The 19,163-nt window shown below is 71.0% G+C and carries 12 protein-coding genes; 8 read left to right on the forward strand and 4 right to left on the reverse strand.

The window, feature by feature from the left end; translation table 11 throughout:
• Positions 1 to 138 precede the first annotated feature (138 nt).
• The 6 genes from ACFY2X_RS26640 (at position 139) to pobA (ending at position 10,453) form a co-directional block, all read left to right on the forward strand.
• A complete protein-coding gene (locus tag ACFY2X_RS26640; RefSeq protein WP_389942631.1) occupies positions 139 to 3,651 on the forward strand; it encodes a WD40 repeat domain-containing serine/threonine protein kinase in 3,513 nt (1,170 codons plus the stop codon).
• Between the two features lie 47 nt (positions 3,652 to 3,698).
• Positions 3,699 to 4,643, forward strand: coding sequence for a hypothetical protein (locus ACFY2X_RS26645; RefSeq protein WP_389942634.1), 945 nt, complete (start codon positions 3,699 to 3,701; stop codon positions 4,641 to 4,643).
• A 112-nt stretch (positions 4,644 to 4,755) separates the two neighbouring features.
• Positions 4,756 to 6,402 carry an AMP-binding protein gene (locus tag ACFY2X_RS26650; protein ID WP_389942637.1) on the forward strand — a complete coding sequence of 549 codons (1,647 nt, stop codon included), beginning with the start codon at positions 4,756 to 4,758 and terminating at the stop codon, positions 6,400 to 6,402.
• 121 nt (positions 6,403 to 6,523) lie between these two features.
• On the forward strand, positions 6,524 to 8,227 hold the full coding sequence (locus ACFY2X_RS26655; protein ID WP_389942640.1) for an AMP-binding protein: 1,704 nt from the start codon (positions 6,524 to 6,526) through the stop codon (positions 8,225 to 8,227).
• A 65-nt stretch (positions 8,228 to 8,292) separates the two neighbouring features.
• Complete coding sequence (locus tag ACFY2X_RS26660; RefSeq protein ID WP_389942643.1) at positions 8,293 to 9,153, forward strand: LuxR C-terminal-related transcriptional regulator; 861 nt, start codon at positions 8,293 to 8,295, stop codon at positions 9,151 to 9,153.
• Positions 9,154 to 9,232: 79 nt separating this feature from the next.
• On the forward strand, positions 9,233 to 10,453 hold the full coding sequence (pobA, locus tag ACFY2X_RS26665) for a 4-hydroxybenzoate 3-monooxygenase (RefSeq protein ID WP_389942646.1): 1,221 nt from the start codon (positions 9,233 to 9,235) through the stop codon (positions 10,451 to 10,453).
• Positions 10,454 to 10,462: 9 nt separating this feature from the next.
• Here pobA and ACFY2X_RS26670 read toward each other — a convergent pair whose 3' ends face one another.
• The 3 genes from ACFY2X_RS26670 to ACFY2X_RS26680 are packed head-to-tail and all read right to left on the reverse strand — an operon-like array spanning position 10,463 to position 12,854.
• On the reverse strand, positions 10,463 to 10,774 hold the full coding sequence (locus ACFY2X_RS26670) for a hypothetical protein (protein WP_389942649.1): 312 nt from the start codon (positions 10,772 to 10,774) through the stop codon (positions 10,463 to 10,465).
• Positions 10,771 to 11,715, reverse strand: coding sequence for an MvdC/MvdD family ATP grasp protein (locus ACFY2X_RS26675; protein ID WP_389942652.1), 945 nt, complete (start codon positions 11,713 to 11,715; stop codon positions 10,771 to 10,773). Before ACFY2X_RS26675 ends, ACFY2X_RS26670 begins: the two co-directional genes overlap by 4 nt.
• Complete coding sequence (locus ACFY2X_RS26680) at positions 11,712 to 12,854, reverse strand: M12 family metallopeptidase (protein WP_389942654.1); 1,143 nt, start codon at positions 12,852 to 12,854, stop codon at positions 11,712 to 11,714. Before ACFY2X_RS26680 ends, ACFY2X_RS26675 begins: the two co-directional genes overlap by 4 nt.
• Before the next feature lie 696 nt (positions 12,855 to 13,550).
• Between ACFY2X_RS26680 and ACFY2X_RS26685 the strand changes: the two genes are divergently transcribed.
• Together ACFY2X_RS26685 and ACFY2X_RS26690 are read left to right on the forward strand one after the other, a co-directional pair.
• A complete protein-coding gene (locus ACFY2X_RS26685) occupies positions 13,551 to 15,026 on the forward strand; it encodes a S8 family peptidase (RefSeq protein WP_389942657.1) in 1,476 nt (491 codons plus the stop codon).
• A gap of 33 nt (positions 15,027 to 15,059) precedes the next feature.
• On the forward strand, positions 15,060 to 16,355 hold the full coding sequence (locus ACFY2X_RS26690) for an alpha/beta fold hydrolase (RefSeq protein WP_389942660.1): 1,296 nt from the start codon (positions 15,060 to 15,062) through the stop codon (positions 16,353 to 16,355).
• Positions 16,356 to 16,359: 4 nt separating this feature from the next.
• On the opposite strand, the gene ACFY2X_RS26695 is transcribed toward ACFY2X_RS26690, so the two are convergent.
• Entirely contained in the window at positions 16,360 to 19,071 is a 2,712-nt protein-coding gene (locus ACFY2X_RS26695) for an AAA family ATPase (RefSeq protein WP_389942663.1), read from the reverse strand.
• Between the last annotated feature and the right edge of the window lie 92 nt (positions 19,072 to 19,163).

A 19,163-nucleotide genomic window follows, 5' to 3' on the forward strand; every position in this document is an offset into this window, starting at 1 on the left:
GGGAAAGTCGATCTAGAATCGCGATGACCTCCGTGTCCGGGCGGTATGTGAAATCACCATCGGTGTTCCTCCGGCCGTTGATAATCAATTGGCTCGGCGAAGGAAAGGGTTCATTATCGAGAGGACCGTTCTCAGGATGTGAAGGGTCCGATCGCGATGGCCTTCCTCGTTCCCGGAGATCCGGCGCAGCTGGGTGACTACTGGCTGGCCGGGCGTCTTGGCGAGGGCGGGCAGGGCGTCGTCTACGAGGCCTACGACGCCGCCGGTCACCGGGTGGCGCTCAAGGTGCTGAAGGCCGGCTTCGCCGGAAACTCCGACGTGCGGGCGGGGTTCGTCAAGGAGGTCGTCGCCGCGCGGCGGGTGGCGCAGTTCTGCACGGCCAGGGTGATCGACGCCGACCTCGGGGGACCGCGGCCCTACATCGTCAGCGAATTCGTGGAGGGGCCGAGCCTGCGGCAGGCGGTGGAAGAGAAAGGCGTTTACCGATCCGACCGCCTGCACAGGCTCGCGACCGGCATGGCGACCGCTTTGACGGCGATTCACGCGGCGGGTGTCGTTCACCGCGACCTCAAACCGGATAATGTCCTGATCACTCCGGACGGGCCCCGAGTGATCGATTTCGGAATCGCCCGGACCGATGACATGACCGCCACCACGGAAGGGCGTTCCGGCCCCGGCACCCCTTCCTACATGGCGCCCGAGCGCCTTGGCGGGCAGCGCGGCGGGCCGCCGGCGGACGTGTGGGCCTGGGGTGCCGTGGTCTTGTTCGCCGCCACCGGCCGGGCCCCGTTCGCCGCCGACAACATCACCGTGCTGCGCTACCGCGTGCTGACCGGCAGACCCGACTTCTCCGCGCTGGAAGAGCCGCTGCGGGGGCTGGTCGAGGCGTCGATGGCGAGGGAGGCGGGCGACCGCCCGGACGCGCGGGCGCTCCTGCTGCGCCTGGTCGGGGGAGGGGACGAAACGGCGCGGCTGCTGGCGGAGGGAAGCAGGACGGCCGAGGCCGTCCGCGAGCCCGCCGCGGGGGCACCTCACCTGGGCGAGCTGGCCGAGCGGGCCTACACCCGCCTCAGCTCGGGCGATCAGGCCGCCGTCCCGCCAATCCTGCTCCGCATGGTCCTGGCCGGAGAAGACGCCGAGGGCGTGCTCAGAAAGGCCCATGCCCGAGACCTCTTCGACGGGGCGATCGCCACCCCGACGGTGGAGCGGGTGCTGCACGGCTTCGGGCAGGAGGGGCTGCTCGTCCGCCAGGGCGACACGTTGACGCTCGCCAGTGCCGCGCTGCTGCGTGCCTGGCCCCGGATGAGGCAGTGGATCGAAACCGACCGCGAGGGTTTCCACATCCACGACCTCCTGTGCGAAGCCGCCAGGCTCTGGGACGGAAACGGGCGCAGGCCCGACGACCTCTACCGGGGCACGGCCCTGAACACCGCTGCCCGCTGGGCCGAGACCGGGCGCCATCACCTGAGCCTGAATCTGCTGGAGAGAGCCTTCCTTGAGGCGTCCGCCGCTCACGGCCGGGCCCATGCCCGGCGCCGCAGGCAGATCACCGGAACGGTCGCCGCGCTCCTGGCCACCGCCCTGGTCGCGGCCGGGATCGCGGTGGTCGAGAACGCCTTCGGAGCCCGGCAGCGCGACATCGCGGCGGCCAGGCAGGCCGCCGAGCGTGCCGAGGCCCTCAGGTCGTCCGATCCGGAGACGGCGAGGCTGCTGAGCCTCGCCGCCTGGCGGCTCGCCCCGGTGACGGAGGCCAGGGCGGCCCTCTACAGCTCACTGGCCCAGCGGGAGCGGGAGGTGTTCCCGGTCCAGTCGGCCACCGGCGAGGCCAAGTACGACCTGAGCCGCGACGGCCGGACGCTCGCCGTCGTCGACCGGGGCCGGCTCACGCTCTGGGACGTCTCCACGCGCCGGCGGTCCCTGACCGTCGACGGCGTCACGGGACGGGTGCGCGCCGTCGCCCTGAGCCCCGACGGCCGCAGGCTCGCCGTCGGAGGAGACACGTCGGTGCGGGTGTGGGACGTGCGGAGAGGGATGCGGATCAGCCAGTTCGGGCAGGGAGCGGGCCGGCTCTCCTTCAGCCCCGGGGGCCGTCTGCTGGCCGGCGTGACCGCCGGCGGCCACGGTGAGGTGTGGGACCTGACCAGCGAGACCAGGGTGCTGGACCTGCCCGGCGTCCGTGACGTGAAGGTCTCCCCCGACGAGAGCCTCGCGGCGGTGTCCTTCCACGACGGGCGCTACGAACTGCGTGACTGGAGACGGCTCCTTCTCACCGATCGGGGCGAGGTGGTCTCCTTCAGCCCGGACAGCCGGGCCACGGCGGTGAGCCGGGACGGAGGCATCCGCCTGCGAGACGTGGCGACGAGCCGGTGGAACGACGACGCGATCGAGAAGGTCAGGCCGAGATCGGCCGTCTTCAGCCAGGACGGCGGCTATCTGGCGGCCTACGACGGCACAGCCGTCGGCCTGTGGTCGGCGACCGGGACCAGGCTTCTCAGACATCCCGCGGGCGACCTGGTGACCGGCCTCCGGTTCGGCCCGGGAGCGCGCACGCTCAGCTACCTCCTGGCGAACGGGTCGGTCGTCGTGCTCGACATCGCCGATCTCACCCGTCCCCCGGAAGCGGCCGGTGGCGTCCGCGCGGCCGTGTTCGCCCCGGGAGCGGGCGTCGCGGTCCTGCAGAGGCGAGAGATCGAGCTGTGGGATGTCTCCAACCGGCGCACGCTCGCACGCCTGAGCACCTCCCGGTCGTCGCCGGTGGCGATGGCCTTCAGCCCGGACGGCCGGACCCTGGCCCTGGGCACGGCCCGTCCCGCGCGGGTGACCCTCTGGGATGTCCCGGCGGGAAGGGGCGCGCCCGCGGGTGCTTCCACCGGGGGCGTTCCGGCGGTGCGGAGGGGCCGGACGCTCACCGTCGAGGGGGCCACCGAGGCGGCGGGTCTCGCCTTCAGCCCGGACGGCGGCACCCTGGCGGTGGCGCCGTTCTCCGACACGGTCACTCCTCCCGCGAAGAACTGGAAGAAGATCCAGCTGTGGGATGTGGGCGGGGGAGCGAGAACACGCCTCCTCAGCCAGCCCGGAGCGGCGGTGATGGTCTTCCGCCCGGACGGCGAGGCGCTCGCCACCGGCGGAGACGACAGCGCGGTCGTCGGGCTCCGCTCCGGGGCGGTCCCCGTCAGGTCGTTCGGCACGAGCGTCGACGGAGTGCGCGCGCTCGCCTTCAGCCCGGACGGCCGGACCGTCGCCACCGGTTCCCTGACCTCGGGGGTGGATCTCTGGGACGCCGGGAGCCATCGGCGGCTCGGTCACCTGGTGCCGGCACGAGGCGATCCGGGAGAGGTCAACGTGCTGGCGTTCTCCCCGGACGGCCGGACCCTGGCCGCCGCCGGCGGCGGCACCCTCCAGCTCTGGGACGTCGCGGGCCGCACTCCGCTGGGCCTGCCGTTCTCCCAGCAGGCCGGCGACATCCTCGCGCTCGCCTTCACCGCCGACGGGCGCACGCTCCACAGTGTGAGCACCGACGGCGGCGTGCGCGGCTATCCGGTCGATCCCGGCAGCGCGGCCGCCGCTGTCTGCGCCCGGTCCACCGCGTCCCTGTCCGAGGGCGACTGGGAACGCCTCATCCCCGGCTCGCCGTATCGCGAGGTCTGCTGAACGAATACCGCAAGGTCTGCCGAACGATTTCCGAAAAGGAGAGAGCGATGTCAGCGGAGCCGTCCGTCGAGGCCATCGAGGTCGCCCCCTATCCGATCGTCCTGGATGCCGAGCCGGTCGAGGTCGTGATCGACATCGCCACCCAGAAGGCGCCCTCCCTCAGCGGCCGATTACGCGCCCCCGACGGATCGTACGTCCCCCTCGACATCGTCGATCGGCCGTCGCCCTGCAACGGGCAGGCGAGCCACACCTTCAGACCGGGCGACCAGCCCGGCCTCTGGCACGTCGAGGTGAGGGCGGGCCAGGCATTCGCCGAGGTGGAGTTCCAGGTCGAGAGCAGGGGGGCGAAGGTGGAGACCCGATTCGCCGACTTCGACGCCCAGCCGCGCGAGGTGGACCGGGGTGAGTCCGTCACCCTGTCGGGGCGGCTGGAGGTTCTCCGCCGTGAGGGGACCTGGAGCCCCTTCGCCTCCCAGACCGTCCGGATCCTTTTCCAGGACGAGAACTCCTGCGGCCGGCGGGAGCTCGCGGAGGCCGTGACCGGCGACCGCGGTGAGTTCGCGGTCAAGGTCCGGGTGAGGTCGAGTGGTTTCTGGCGCGTCAGGTTCCCGGGTACGGCCAGGGCGCTCGGCTCCCAGAGCGACGACCTGTACGTCCAGGCGGCCTTCGAGAACCAGTACCCGACGGATTTCTTCACCTACAAGATCTCCAAATCCGGAAACGGGATCAAACACACGGGCAGGTTCCGGGGAAGGCCTCGGGGGGCGTGGAAATGGCTTTCCGGTAAGACGGTCTCGGTCTACTATCGCAAGCCCAACGGCCCCGCCGGCGCGTTCAACGCGGTCGGCAAGGCCACCGTCACCCGGTCCTTTCCCTTCACCGGCCGCTTCGCCGTCCTGAGCGGCACGAGCGAGGCAGGCCACTGGCGGGTCGAATTCGACGGCGACAGCCTCGCCGGACCGGCGGAAAGCCAGTCGTACCCCCCGCCCTGATCGCCCGGATCCCCGTCCCGCCCGAGGGCGCCTCACGGCGATACCCCCGTCCGGGGGGTGGCGAGATCCACCTCATAGATCCGACGATGGCACCCGAGCGAGGAGAGCAGACATGACGACTTCTTCCTATGCCAGCGGAACCTCCCAGAGCCCGCTGCTGGGTGACACCATCGGGGCGAACCTGGACCGGGCCGTGGCCGCCTTCGCCGGCCGCGAGGCGCTGGTGGACTGCCCGAGCGGCCGGCGCTGGACCTACGCGCAGTTCGGGCAGGCCGTCGACGAGGTGGCACGGGGCCTGCTCGCGCTGGGCGTCGCCAAGGGCGACAGGGTCGGCGTCTGGGCGCCCAACTGCCCGGAGTGGGTGCTGGTGCAGTACGCGACCGCCAAGATCGGCGCGATCATGGTGAACATCAACCCGGCCTACCGAACCCACGAGCTGGAGTACGTGCTCAACCAGGCGGGCATCACCGTGCTGGTGTCCGCGCAACGCCACAAGACCAGCGACTATCGCGCGATGGTCGAGGCGACCGGGGCGAGCTGCCCGGCGCTGCGCACGGTCGTCTACATCGGTGACCCGAGCTGGGACCGGATGGTCGAAGGGGGCGCCGCGGAGGACGCGCGGGCGCTGGCACGCCGTGCGGCCGAGCTGTCCTGTGACGACCCGATCAACATCCAGTACACCTCCGGCACGACGGGCTTCCCCAAGGGCGCGACCCTGTCACACCACAACATCCTCAACAACGGCTACTCCGTCACCGAACTGCTCGGCTTCACCGAAAACGACCGTGTCTGCCTGCCGGTGCCCTTTTATCACTGTTTTGGCATGGTGATGGGCAACCTGGGAGCCACCAGCCACGGTGCCTGCGTCGTCATCCCCGCGCCCTCGTTCGATCCGGCCGCGACCCTGCGCGCCGTCTCCGAGGAGCGGGCCACCGCCCTGTACGGCGTGCCCACGATGTTCATCGCCGAGCTCGGCCTGCCCGACTTCGCGGGATACGACCTGACCAGCCTGCGCACCGGCATCATGGCGGGCTCTCCCTGCCCCGTGGAGGTCATGAAGCGGGTGATCTCCGAAATGAACATGGCCGAGGTCGCCATCTGTTACGGCATGACGGAGACCTCTCCCGTGTCCACCCAGACCAGGGGCGACGACGACCTGGAACGGCGCACCTCCACCGTCGGCAGGGTCATGCCGAACGTCGAAATCAAGATCGTCGATCCGGTGACGGGGATGACCGTGCCGATCGGCGAGCCGGGCGAGCTGTGCACCAGGGGCTACTCGGTGATGCTCGGTTACTGGAACGAGCCCGGCAAGACGGCGGAGGTGATCGACTCCGCGCGCTGGATGCACACCGGAGACCTGGCCACGATGCGCGACGACGGCTATGTCAACATCGTCGGCCGGATCAAAGACATGATCATCCGTGGTGGGGAGAACGTCTATCCGCGCGAGATCGAGGAATACCTCTACACCCACCCGAAGATCTCCGACGTCCAGGTGATCGGCGTGCCCGACGAGAAATACGGCGAGGAGGTCATGGCATGCGTGATCCTGCGGGATCCGGATGACCACCTGACCCGGGAAGAGGTCGCGGAGTTCTGCGGGGGGCGCCTGGCCCACTACAAGATTCCCCGCTACGTCCGGGTGGTCCGGTCGTTCCCCATGACGGTCAGCGGCAAGGTCCGCAAGGTGGAGATGCGCGAGCGGGCGATCGAGGAACTCGGGCTGCGGGCCGTCGCCGGCCGTGACCACGCTTGAGGCCTGCTCCGCGCGGGAAACCGGTTCGGGCTGGTGGCGGGTGACGATCTCCCTATTTCGGGGGTGCCGGGGCTGATACTGCTGTCGTAGCTTGTGGCAACCGTCGAGAGGAGTTGCCGCCATGGGGGCGACCAGCAACACCGAGATCTATCGCAAGGCGCGTGACCTGCTGTTGAACCTGAGCGAGGACTACGCCGAGGCGGCCGGGCAGTTCACCTGGCCGCGGTTCCGGGATCCTTTCAACTGGGCGGTCGACTGGTTCGACGCGATCGCCCGCGGCAACGATCAGACGGCGTTGTGGGTGGTGGAGGAGGACGGCTCCGAGGCCCGCTACACCTTCGACGAGATGGCGCGGCGGTCGGACCAGGTCGCGGCGTTCCTGTCGGCGCAGGGCGTCTCCCGCGGAGACCGGGTGATGCTCATGCTCAACAACCAGGTCGAGCTGTGGGAGTCGATGCTGGCGGTGATGAAGCTGGGCGCGGTGATCATGCCGGCCACCACCGCTCTGGGCCCGGCGGACCTGCTGGACCGTGTCGACCGGGGCGGTGCCCGATATGTGATCGCCAACGCCGTGGACACCGTCAAGTTCGGCGACGTGCGAGGCGACTACGCGAGGATCTGCGTGGGCGACGCCCCGGAGGGCTGGGCCTCCTACCGCGAGGCCTACGCGGCTCCGGCGCCTCCGGCGGCGCACCCCGGCACGGCGCCGGAGGACCCGCTGCTGCTGTACTTCACCTCGGGCACCACGAGCAGGCCCAAGCTGGTCGAGCACACGCAGGTCTCCTATCCGGTGGGGCACCTTTCGACGGTCTACTGGATCGGTGTGCGACCCGGCGACGTGCACCTGAACATCAGCTCCCCCGGCTGGGCGAAACACGCGTGGAGCTGCTTCTTCACACCGTGGATCGCCCAGGCCACGATCTTCGTCTACAACTACGGCAGGTTCGATCCGGGCGCCCTGCTGGACCAGATCCGCCGGGCTGAGGTGACGACGTTCTGCGCGCCGCCCACGGTGTGGCGGATGTTGATAAAGGCGGATCTATCCGGTGGTCCGGGCAAGCTGCGAGAGGTGGTGTCGGCGGGTGAGCCGCTGAACCCCGAGGTGATCGAGCAGGTCCAGCGGCACTGGGGGCTGACGCTGCGCGACGGCTTCGGCCAGACCGAGACCACGCTGTCGGTCGGCAACATGCCGGGGATGTCGATCAAGCCCGGTTCGATGGGCCTGCCCGCGCCGGGGGTGCCGGTGGTGCTGGTCGATCCCGTCACGGGTGAGCAGGCCGACGAGGGGGAGATCTGCATCGACCTGAGCCGTAGGCCGATCTCGCTGATGACCGGGTACCAGGGTGACGAGCAACGGCACGCGGAGGCGATGGCGGGCGGCTACTACCACACCGGCGACGTGGCCGCCCGTGACGCCGACGGCTACATCTTCTACGTCGGGCGCACCGACGACGTGTTCAAGGCCTCGGACTACAAGATCTCGCCTTTCGAGCTGGAAAGCGTGCTCATCGAGCACCCCGCGGTGGCGGAGGCGGCCGTGGTGCCCGCGCCGGACGAGCTGCGGCTGGCGGTGCCGAAGGCGTACGTCGCGCTGGCCGCCGATTGGGAGCCGAGCCGGGACACCGCGCTGGCGATCCTGCGTCATGCCCGGGACAGGCTCCCGCCGTTCCAGCGGGTGCGCCGGCTGGAGTTCTCCGAGCTGCCGAAGACGGTGTCGGGCAAGATCCGCCGGGTGGAGCTTCGCGGCCGCGAGGAGAAGGCCGCCTCCGCGGGGTCCGCGCTCCCCGAATGGCGCGATGATCAGTTTCCCGAACTGCGCTCCTGAGAACCGGCCGTCTTGTCCTGACGCCGGAGCCTGATTAGCGTGAGCCGGATACGAAAGGGACGGCTATGCCGAAGGCATGGGCAGAGGCAGGCGACGGCGGGCTCCGCATCCGGTCCGCCCTGGTGGCCGTGCGGGTCGCGACGGGCCTCCCGGTCGCCCTGGGCGGCCCGGTGGCCCAGGGTGCCCTGCGGCTGGGCGAGCTGATCGGCACGACCACCGACTCGCTGCGGAGAATAAAGATCGTCGCCGGGGCCGGGGTGGGAGGGCGTGCGGTCGCCCTGCGCCGGCCGGTCGCCGTCCGCGACTACCTCAACGACACGACGATCAGCCACGAGTACGACTGGGCCATCGGCGTCGAGGGGCTGCGGTCGCTCGTCGCGGTGCCGGTCCTCGTGTCCGGCCAGGTCCGCGCCGTGCTGTACGGCGCGCTGCGGCAGCCTGTGCCGGTGGGGGACCGGGTCGTCGACGAGGTGATGACCCGCGCCCACCACCTGGCGCGGGATTTCGCGGCAGAGGAGGAGACGGAGCGCCGGGTCACCGCCCTCACGACCACCGGGACGCGGCAGTCGTCCGGGGAGGTGCTGACCGTCAGCGAGCGGGAGGAGGTCCGCCGGATATTCGCCGAGCTCCGTACGCTCGCCACGCAGGTCGACGACCCCGGGGTGCGGTCGCGGCTGGAGAGCGCGTGCGAGCGTTTCACGGCCGTGTCCCGCGGCGGCGTCGCCGCCCGGCCCTCGCTGACGCCCCGCGAGGTCGACACGCTGGCCCATGTGGCGGTCGGCTGCAGCAACGCCGAGATCGCAGCCCGGCTGAGGGTGTCGGTGGAGACCGTCAAGAGCTACCTGCGCAGCGCCATGCACAAGCTGGGCGTGCACACCCGGCACGCCGCGGTGAGCGCCGCCCGCTCGACCGGCCACCTGCCGTGACGACGCGCGGTCCCGCGCCGGGGAACGGCTCCGGAAACGAGGAGTGGACGATTTCCCGCCGGCCGAGCATTCTCACGGCATGCGAACTCAAGTCGGGATCATCGGAGCGGGACCAGCCGGTCTTCTCCTGGCTCATCTGCTCCACCTGCGGGGCATCGACTCGGTGGTGCTGGAACGCAGGAGCCGCGACTACGTGGAGCGGCGAGTGCGGGCGGGCGTGCTGGAACAGGGCACGGTCGACACGCTCGTGGCGGCGGGGGTGGGGGAGCGGCTCCAACGCGAGGGACTGCCGCATCGTGGCATCGAGCTGAGGTACGGCGGAGCCGGCCACCGGGTCTCCTTCGAAAGGCTCGTCCCTGGGCGGGCCATCACCGTGTACGGCCAGCAGGAGGTCGTCAAAGACCTCATCGCCGCCCGCCTGTCCGCCGGAGGCGACCTCCGCTTCGAGGTGGACGACGTGGCCGTGCACGCGATCGACACCGCGCGGCCGTACCTCACCTTCGGCGGGGAGCGGCTGGACTGCGACTTCATCGCGGGATGCGACGGATTCCACGGGGTGTCCCGGTCGTCGATCCCTCCGGGCGTGCTCACCGAATACGTCCGGGACTATCCATTTTCCTGGCTCGGCGTCCTGGCACGGGTCAAGCCGTCGGCGGAGGAGCTCGTCTACGCCAGGACCGAGCGTGGTTTCGCCCTGCACAGCATGCGTTCGGCCGAGGTCAGCCGCTTCTACCTGCAGGTTCCCGCGGACGAGAACATCGCCGGGTGGCCCGACGAGCGGATCTGGGCCGAGCTGAAGACCCGCTTGGAGACGGTTCCGGGCTTCACCCTGGCCACCGGCGAGATCATGGAGAAGAGCGTCACGCCCATGCGTGGTTTCGTCGCCGAGCCGATGCGGTACGGCAGGCTGTACCTGGCGGGGGACGCCGCGCACATCGTGCCGCCCACGGGTGCCAAGGGGCTCAACCTGGCGGTCGCGGACGTACGGGTGCTGACCGAGGCGCTGGCGCGCTTCTACGAGAGCGGCTCCACCGTGCTGCTCGACGGCTACTCCCGCACCTGCCTGAAGCGGGTCTGGCGGGTGCAGCACTTCTCCTGGTGGATGACGACGCTGCTGCACACCTTCGACTCCGACGACGCCTACGAGCGCCGCCTGCAGCTGTCCCACCTCGACTACGTGACCTCCTCGGAGGCCGCCGCGACGGCGCTGGCGGAGAACTACATCGGCCTGCCGTACGAGGAGGCCGGTGCGGAGGACGAACACGTCGCGCGGGCGGAGCCGCGTGAGGAGCCGTGGTGAGAGGTGCCGTCAGGCGACGAGGGTGAGGGGCGTGACGACTAGGCGGTCACCGGTCACGGGGACGGCCCGGGTGGTGAGCAGGTCGCCGCCTTCCCCGCGCTCCACGCGCACGCTCAGGACCAGGACCCCTGGGACGTCCGGGACGGTGATCTCGTACGGCAGGCGCCCGCCGGGCGCGAGCGGCACGTCGCGCAGGACCACCCGGGCGACCAGCGGCGCGGGGACGTCCGCCAGGGAGGCGTCGCGCACCTCGATCACCATCCGGGCGGCGATCCCGGAGGGAACCTCCGCCGGGATCACCGCCGACCCGCGAACCCTCACGAGGTGTCCAGCGAGGCGAGCAGCCCGGCCACGGCGTCGGTGATCGGCAGCCCGGCGCGCTCCTCGGCGAACAACCACTGCCCGGCGGGATTCACCTCCAGGAAGTGGTGGCCGCCCGACGCGTCCCGGCGCAGGTCGGCCGCGCCGTACCGGAGCCCCAGCCGTGCCGTCAGGGCGAGAAGCCCGCGCTCGACGGACCCGGGAAGCACCGTGGGGCGCACGGTGGCCTCCCCGAGGGACATCCGCATGTCGAAGGGATATCTCGTCGCGGACGCGTCGATCTCCGCGGCGAACAGCCGTTCGCCGACGATCGTCACCCGCAGGTCCACGCCGGGAACGTACTCCTGGAAGATCACCGGGGCGAACCTGACGGTGTCGAGCAGGTCGAGGTCCTCCGCGCGCACCAGCCGGGTCTCGCGCCAGGCGTCGTGCGAGGCCAGAAAGGCCTTGAACACCGTACGGCCCAGCCCGACGCGGGTGATGAACGCGCGGGCCGCGTCCGGGTCGTTGGTGATCAGGGTCTCCGGCACGGTCAGCCCGCACTCGCGCGCGGTGGTCAGCTGCAGCGGCTTGTAGTGGGCGACCTCGTCCAGCCCCGGCGGGTTGACCCAGGTGCAGCGCAGCGACGCCAGCAGGCCGCTGACCGCCTGATGGGTCTCGCTCACCGCGAAGGCCCGCTCGTGCGGCGCGATGATCGCCGGATCGGCCTCGTACGGCCGGACCCGCCGCCACCATCCGGCCCGGCAGCGTTCCAGATCCACCCGGCCGGCGGAGGAGTCGACGAGCGCTGTCGGGCGCTCGGCGCCGTTGTAGGACACGGCCATTCCCGAGGCGGGGAAGTCGCCCAGATCCATCAGGGCGACCTCCCGCCCGGCCGCGGCCAGCCGGGCCAGCACGGCCACGGTGTGGTCTTCTTCCGGATAGGACACGACGAGGATCATGGGGTCTGCTCCTGTAACAGGGCGACGGCCTCGGCGAGCTGGGCGAGGATCTCGGCCCGTTGCTGTTCGGCGGCCGCGAGCGCCGCGGACAGCTGCTCTACCAGCTGGACGAGCTCGTCGTCGGTGTGCGGGGTGTCGGCCTGCTGCGGGGTGGCGAGCACGAACGGCCTGCGCTGGTCGAGGCCCCCGCGCTTGACGGGGTCGAGGACGTCCTTGGCGGCCTCCTTCAGCGTGCCGTCGTTGATCGGGTCTTTGACGAGTTCCTTGCGGGTGCCGTCGGAGACGGGGTCTTTGACGAGTTCCTTGCGGGTGCCCCCCTCCCGGATCGGATCCTTGAGGGGTTCCTTGAACGTGCCCTCACGGACCGGGTCCTTGACGGACTCCTTGATGGTGACCCGCGAGGGCGGATACAGCGCGTGGACGCCCGCGATGTCGCCGGCGGAGAGCCTGTCCCGCTGGCCCATCACGACCCCCGGCGGCAGCGCGACCTTCGGGACGATCGTCGGCTGGCCGTTGCCGGTGAACGCCGTCGGCCCGTAGTGCATGATCGACCCGAAGTCGTAGGCGCCGAGGTCGTCGCCGTCGGTGACGTGCTGCAGGAAGTTGTGCTGGACGTCGACGGGGATGTTCGCCCAGACGATCGTGATGAAGGCGTCGCGGTCCTCCCGGCTCTGCTCGTGCCAGAGGCCGACGCTGTGCCCGATCTCGTGGATCGCGTTGCCGGTTCCGCAGCCGTCTCCCAGGCTGATCGTGTTTCCGCCCGGCCGCATGCCGACGGGGGAGGAGCAGCCGCCACCGCGGAAGAACCTGACGAAGTGCGTGTGGGCGGGCTCACGCGGGACGAACCGGATTCGCGTGTTCGCCTCCCAGTGCGCGATCGCGTCGGTCACCCGCTGCTGGTTCGGCAGCCCGGCGTCGATCTCGTACGGGATGGTGGCATCCGGCCAGCGGAACCCGGAGCCGGAGATGCCGATGGAGGCCGCCAGGGGAGACGTGTCACCGGCGGAGTCGGTGAGGACGATGTCACCCTCGAACAGTTTGACCCCGTCGACCTCCGTATAGTTCACCGCCTTGGCGCCGAACGTCGCTCCGTGGATGAACGCGGTGCCGGCAAGCGGTCCCGCGGTGTACTCCGTCATGATCCCTCCGCTTCACGGCTGCCGGCGACTGCGCTGACGGTTCTCCTCCGGCTCCGGTCCTGTGTCCCCAGGAAGATAATCGCGGAGGAGACCTCATACTTCGGGGAATGTCCTAGGGATGTCCCTAGGCGGGTGCCGGATTCTCCGGTTCGAGGGCCGGCGCGGAGGAGAGAACGGGCCCGGGTTTCGCGCCGCGGGAACGGCCTGAGTCCGGCGATCGGCGACTGGGCGCCTGGGGAAAAATAGGTGAAATTCATGACGTTTGACCTCGTGTCATGATCATTCTGGCGCTGGCGTGTATTTCCGTTTCGGGTAGTGATGAGGGTTTCTTCGACGGCAAATCAGAATTGGTATGAGAATCCGTACATCGCAATCGTGAATATGTCCGCGCGGGAAGCACGGGTCGCGCTGCGGGTCATTCGCGAGGGGCGGACCCGGCGATGAGAAATTTCAGGGATTTCCCTAGGTGAACTCCTGATTTCGGCGGAGCCGTGGCGGCCTACCATGGCGCGCACCGGTATCGAACACGGCGGAAGCCCTCGGTGACGGACAGCGATGTCTCGAACCGCATCGGAGGTGCCCGTGACCACTCCTCATGATCCACACTCGGCCGGGCCGGAGATCCCAGGGGAGTTCGGTGCGGGCAGGGCGCGGACGGGGCCGCGGCCGCCGGCGGGCCTCCGGTTTCCCGGACGCGTGCCCACCTCTCCCGAACTCGTGGTGGACGCGGTGATCTCACGTCCCCTGCAGGAGCGCATGGCGTCCGCCGCGGACGAGCCGATCGGCGTCGTGATCGAACTGCGCAGCGCCCATCCCGGCGGTGTCAGGGAGGCGGGAAACCGGGTCGCGCAGCTGATCGCCGAGGTGACCGGCGGAACGGCTCCCATACGGTTCCTGGGTTCCTACCTCGCCGCCGCGCTGACAGCGGAGCAGATCCGGGAGCTGGCGCGGGCCGACACGGCCGAGGAACGGAACGCGCGCGACCCCGCCGCCGGGTCTCCCGCCGGTGCCGTACCCTCCGGAGCCGCGCCCCGCTGGTCGATCCACCGCATCTGGCCGAACTTCGAAGTTGGCCCCCTCACCTACCGGAGCGTCGTCACGACCAAGTGCGCGGCGGCGCATCGCGCGTTCGGCGCGCTGGGCCAGGACATCGTCTGGGCGGTGCTCGACTCCGGCATCGACGCCGGGCACGCGCACTTCGCCCGGCACGGCAACCTCGACCTCGGGGGCCGGATCGCGCACCGAAGCTTCGTCCCCGGGACGAGTGACGCCGACGCCCTGAGCGACGCCGCCGGTCACGGAACCCACGTGGCGGGGATCCTCGCGGGAGAGCAGGCGCCCGGGAGCGACGGGAGGCCGCTGGTGGCGGCCGCCTGGTACCAGGACGACCGGGGCGCGAGCCGGGTGCAGCGGCTGGAGTTGCCCGGGATGTGCGGGATGGCACCTCGCTGCCGGTTGCTGTCGTGCAGGGTCCTGCGCGACGACGGGTCCGGTGACCTCACGGCCGTCCTCGCCGCCCTCCAGTACATCCAGGAGGTGAACGCGGGCGGGCGGGACCTGCGGGTCCACGGGGTCAACCTGTCGGTCGGATATCCGTTCGACCCCGGCTGGTTCGCCGCCGGTCTGACCCCCATCTGCCGCGAGGTGGACCTCCTGGTCCGCAGTGGGGTCGTGGTGGTGGCGGCTGCGGGCAACACCGGGTACGGCTACGCCTGGGACTCCCGGCAGCAGGTCATGCGTCTGGGGTTCGATCTGACCATCAACGACCCCGGCAACTCCGAGCTCGCCATCACCGTGGGCGCCACGTCGTCCACCCCGCACACCAGCGGGGTGTCGTACTTCTCGTCGAAAGGACCGACGGGTGACGGCCGCCCGAAACCCGATCTGGTCGCCCCGGGCGAGCGGATCGTGAGCGCGGGCACGGGCGCCCTGCTGAAGAGCGTCCTGACCGCCGTCCCCGACGCGACCTACGTGGAGGACTCGGGAACGTCGATGGCCGCGCCCCACGTCTCCGGGGTGGCCGCGGCCTTCATGTCGGTGCACCGCGAGTTCATCGGCCGCCCGGAGGCGGTCAAGGAGAACCTGATGCGCTCGGCCACCGACCTGGGCCGCGACAGGACGTTCCAGGGGGTGGGCCTGGTCGACGCGATGAGGGCGATCCAGCGGGTTTGACGGGCACAGCAGACGAGCAGGAGGAGGAAAGCCGTGCGATTCCCCTACGCGGAGGTCCAGTTCGACTCGACCGGGTCCGTGCACGACCAGGACGAGCAGCGGCACGCCGTCGAGACGATCGCCGCCGCCGGGGTCACCGACGTGCTCGTGCTCGCGCACGGATGGAACAACGACATCCCGGCCGCCCGCGCGTTCTACCGGCAGCTGACGGACAACCTCGCGGAGGTCCGGCCCACCGTCCCCGCGGCCGCGAACGTCAGGCTGGCCGTCGTGGGAGTGCTGTGGCCCGCCATCCGCTGGGCGGACCCCGGAATGATCGCCGGTGGGGGAGCCGCCGTCGCGGACCCGGAGTCGGTCCTGCGAGTGGAGATCAGGGAGAAGGTCTCCGATCCGGGTACGGCGGACCGGCTCGACGCGCTGCTGCCGGAACTGGAGACCTCGCCGCAGGCGCGGGCCGAGTTCCTCGGCCTGCTCCGCTCCCTCATCCCCAGAGGAACGGACGACGAGGACGGGCCGCCGCCCGCCCTGATGGAGGGCGATGCCGAGGATGTCTTCGAAACAGCCGGACGGCCCAATCTGATCTTCGGCGGACCCGAGCGGGCGGGAGGGGCCACGGCGCTCGGCGGCGGTCCCGCGTCCGAGGGCGGCCCGGAGGGCGAGGGCGGCATGGCCGGACTCGGCTTCCCCCGGCCCCTGCTGCAAGCCGCCCGGAACCTGCTGAACACGACGACGTACTTCACCATGAAGGAGCGCGCGGGCCAGGTCGGCTCGATCGGCGTCGCCGGTCTGCTCGACGCCGTGAGAACACGGGCCCCCGGCGTCAGACGCCACCTGGCGGGGCACTCCTTCGGGGCCCGCCTGGTGTCCGCGGCCGCGCTGCGTCACGCGCCGGTGCACTCGATCACTCTGCTGCAGGGGGCCTTCAGCCATCACGGGTTCGCCACCGACTACGACGGCGCCGGGCACCGGGGCTTCTTCCGGCCCGTGCTCGACGCCGGACGGCTCACTGGCCCGCTCGTGGTCACACACACCGCCAGGGACCTGGCGGTGGGAGTCGCCTACGCGATCGTCTCCCGCCTCGCCGGGCAGCGGGCCGCGGGCCTCCCCGGGGGACCCGACGATCCGTACGGCGGCATCGGGCGCAACGGGGCGATGAAGACATCGCAGGTCACCCGGCCCCCCGAACGGCTGCTCCCGGTCGGAGACGGCTACGCCTTCACCGGGGGGCGGGTCTACAACCTGCTGTCCGACTCCTTCATCACCTCACACAGCGACGTGGCCGGCAGGGAGGTCGCGAACGCGCTCCTGCACGCGATCTGCAGCCCGTGAGACCTCAGGGGCGGACGGCCGCCAGCTTCGCGGTGAGACCGGTCCGGGAGGTGACGCCGGTCTTGGCGTAGATGTTCCCCAGGTGATACTCGACCGTCTTGATGCTGACGACCAGCTCACCGGCCACCTGGCGGTTGGTCATGCCGCGGATGACGAGCTGGGCGACCGCGTGCTCCTGAGGGGTGAGATCACCGGGGTCGAGCCCCCGCCTGTCCCGCACCGGGTAGCCGCACGCGGCCAGCTCCCGGTCGCACCGGTGGAGGTACGGCTGCGCGCGGAGCCGTACCAGGTCGTCGCGCGCGGAGCGCAGCCGGTCGGCCGCGGCCGACCGGCGACCGGAGCGGCGCAGGAAGGCGCCGAAGTGGAGCAGGAGAACCGCGCGGACGAACGGCGCGTCGACGTGCGCGGTGTGCTCCAGCCCGTCGAGAAAGGCCTCCTCGGCCGCTCGGGTTTCGTGCCGGGCCGCACGCAGGTTGCCCAGATTGCGTTCCACGGCCGCCAGCACGGAGTGGCGCCCGCACTCCTCGGCCGCTTCCCGTCGGCGGTCGAGCGTCGCCTGCGCCCGTTCCCGTTCCCCGAGGGCGGTGAGCGCGTCGACGAGGAGGTCGTGCCAGGGCACGATCCCCGGCTCGTGCACGATGTCGTGCACCCCGAGCTCGAAGAGGGGCTCAAGCGCCGAGACGGTGGCGGTGTGGTCGGCGTCGCCCGTGCTCAGCAGGGCGCGTGCGTAGGCGGTGTGGACCCGCGCCGCGACACTCTGGCTCTGGGCGGGCCGCGACTCCGCCGCGCGGAGGTGTCCTTCGGCGTGCGCCCGGTCGCCGCGGGAGGCGGGGACGAGCGCGGCCAGCGCGTGACAGATCGGCGCGATCCAGAACTGCTCGGCGTCGTCGGCGAGCGAGGCCGCGGTCTCGGTGTGGACGAGCGCGTCGTCCCACTCTCCCGCGCGGTACTCGGCCTGGCCGAGCATGGCCGTGGCGAGGATCCGGAACGGGATCGACCTGTCGCGGCAGGCCATGACCACGCCGCGCAGGTCGCCCAGCGCGCCGGGGAGGTCGTCGGTGAAGGTGCGCAGCAGGCCCCGGCCGAGCAGGGCGTCGAGCTCGTACGGCGAGGCCAGTGAGGGGTCGGGGAGCGCCCGGGTCAGGGAGAGGGCCTCGCCGGCCGCGCCCGAGACGCACAGGCCGGTCAGGCGGGTGAACACGGTGAAGTCCGAGACGGGCCGTTCCGTCGCCATGCGCAGGGCGCGCTGCGCCCAGGCGGCGGCGTCCCCGCCCCGGGCCCGCATGAGGTCGAGCACGGCCAGTTGCCGCGCCGTACGTCTGGCGATGACCGGCACGACGTGATGGTCCAGGCCCTCCCACGCGACGGTGAGCAGGTTCCGCGCCTGCGCGAGGTGCCCGGAGACAGCCGCCAGGTGCCCCATGGCGTAGGCGCGGACGGCCGGCTCGGCCGCCGCCGGGAGGCGGGCGAGAACGCCTCTGGCTTCGTCGACACGGCCGTCGAGCAGGAGGACGCCCACCGCTTCGGCCATCAGCCTCCCCCGGTCGACGAGGTCGTCGCTGAGGTACGCGGCCTGGAGCAGGTGCTCGGCGGAGGCGTGCCAGTGGCCCTCCGCAGCCTGGAGCCTCGCCCATCCGGCCAGCTCCGCCGCCAGCCGCGGATCCGGGCCGGCCGCGGCGCGGACACGATGCCGCAGGCGGTGGAACTCGTTGTCCGGCAGGTTCGCCGCGCCCAGATGGAGCCGCGCCCGCCTGGCCGGACCCAGGTTCTGGTAGATCGAGGCACGGGTCAGGGGGTGGGGGAAACGGACGAGAAGCCCGCCCACCCCCTGCTCCTCGAAAAGGAGGCCCGCCGCGACGGCCTGCTCCAGCGCGGGCAGGGGCTCGGTGACACCGGCCAGCGCGCTCGCGGTGTGAACGGGACAGGACATCCCGAGCACGCTGGCCGCCTCCACCAGACGGCGTGCCTGCTCGGCGCATCCGGCCAGCCGCCCGAGCACGAGAAGCGCGTACGACCGGGGGGCGGGCAGCGCGGTGTCCATGTTGTTCAGCGCCTTCGCGGGCACTTCTTCGAGAAGAGTCCGGGCGTGCAGGGGATTGCCCCCCGTGTGAACGCGCAGGCGCTCCACCGCGGAGGAACTCAGGGGAGCCACGCCGAGGCGGCCGCAGAGCAGCCCCAGCTCTCCGGCGTCGAGCGGGCCGACGGTCAGCCGCAGGGTCAGGCCGTCGTGGAGCACGCGGCGCATGCCCTCCGGCAGGCGCGGATCATCCGGGTCACGGGTCACCACGATCGCGAACACCCTGTCCACGCGGAGCCGCCTGAACACGAACGTGAGGGCCTGCATCGAGAGACGATCGGCCCACTGCGCGTCGTCGATCACCAGGATGACGGGCCCCGCCGTCTGGAGATGCCCCAGATGGCCGAGTACGGCCGAGCCCACCGCCAGAGGCTCGGAGCCGTCAAGGGAACAGGACAGGAGCTGCTCCAGCACCCCGTAGGGCAGAGCCGCCTCGTTCTCGTCCCCGCTGGCCTTCAGAACGCGTGACCTGCGTGCTTGACCGAGGAACCGGCGGACCAGCGCGGTCTTGCCGATCCCCTCGGGCCCGTTGACCAGCACCAGTTGCGGCTCGCCGTGCCGTACTCGATCGAGAGCGGCGTGAAGCGCCGCGAGCTCGCGCTCCCGGCTGACGAAATGTGGATCCGGGCCAGCGGGCATGAGCCTGTCCCTAGACGGTCCAGTTGCTGTGCATTCACGCTGACGGCCTGGAAGACGCCGGTCAAGTCAGATTGTGCTTCCGGCATCGTCCT

The sequence above is a fragment of the Streptosporangium sp. NPDC000396 genome, from assembly GCF_042898655.1.
Classification (GTDB): Bacteria; Actinomycetota; Actinomycetes; order Streptosporangiales; family Streptosporangiaceae; genus Streptosporangium.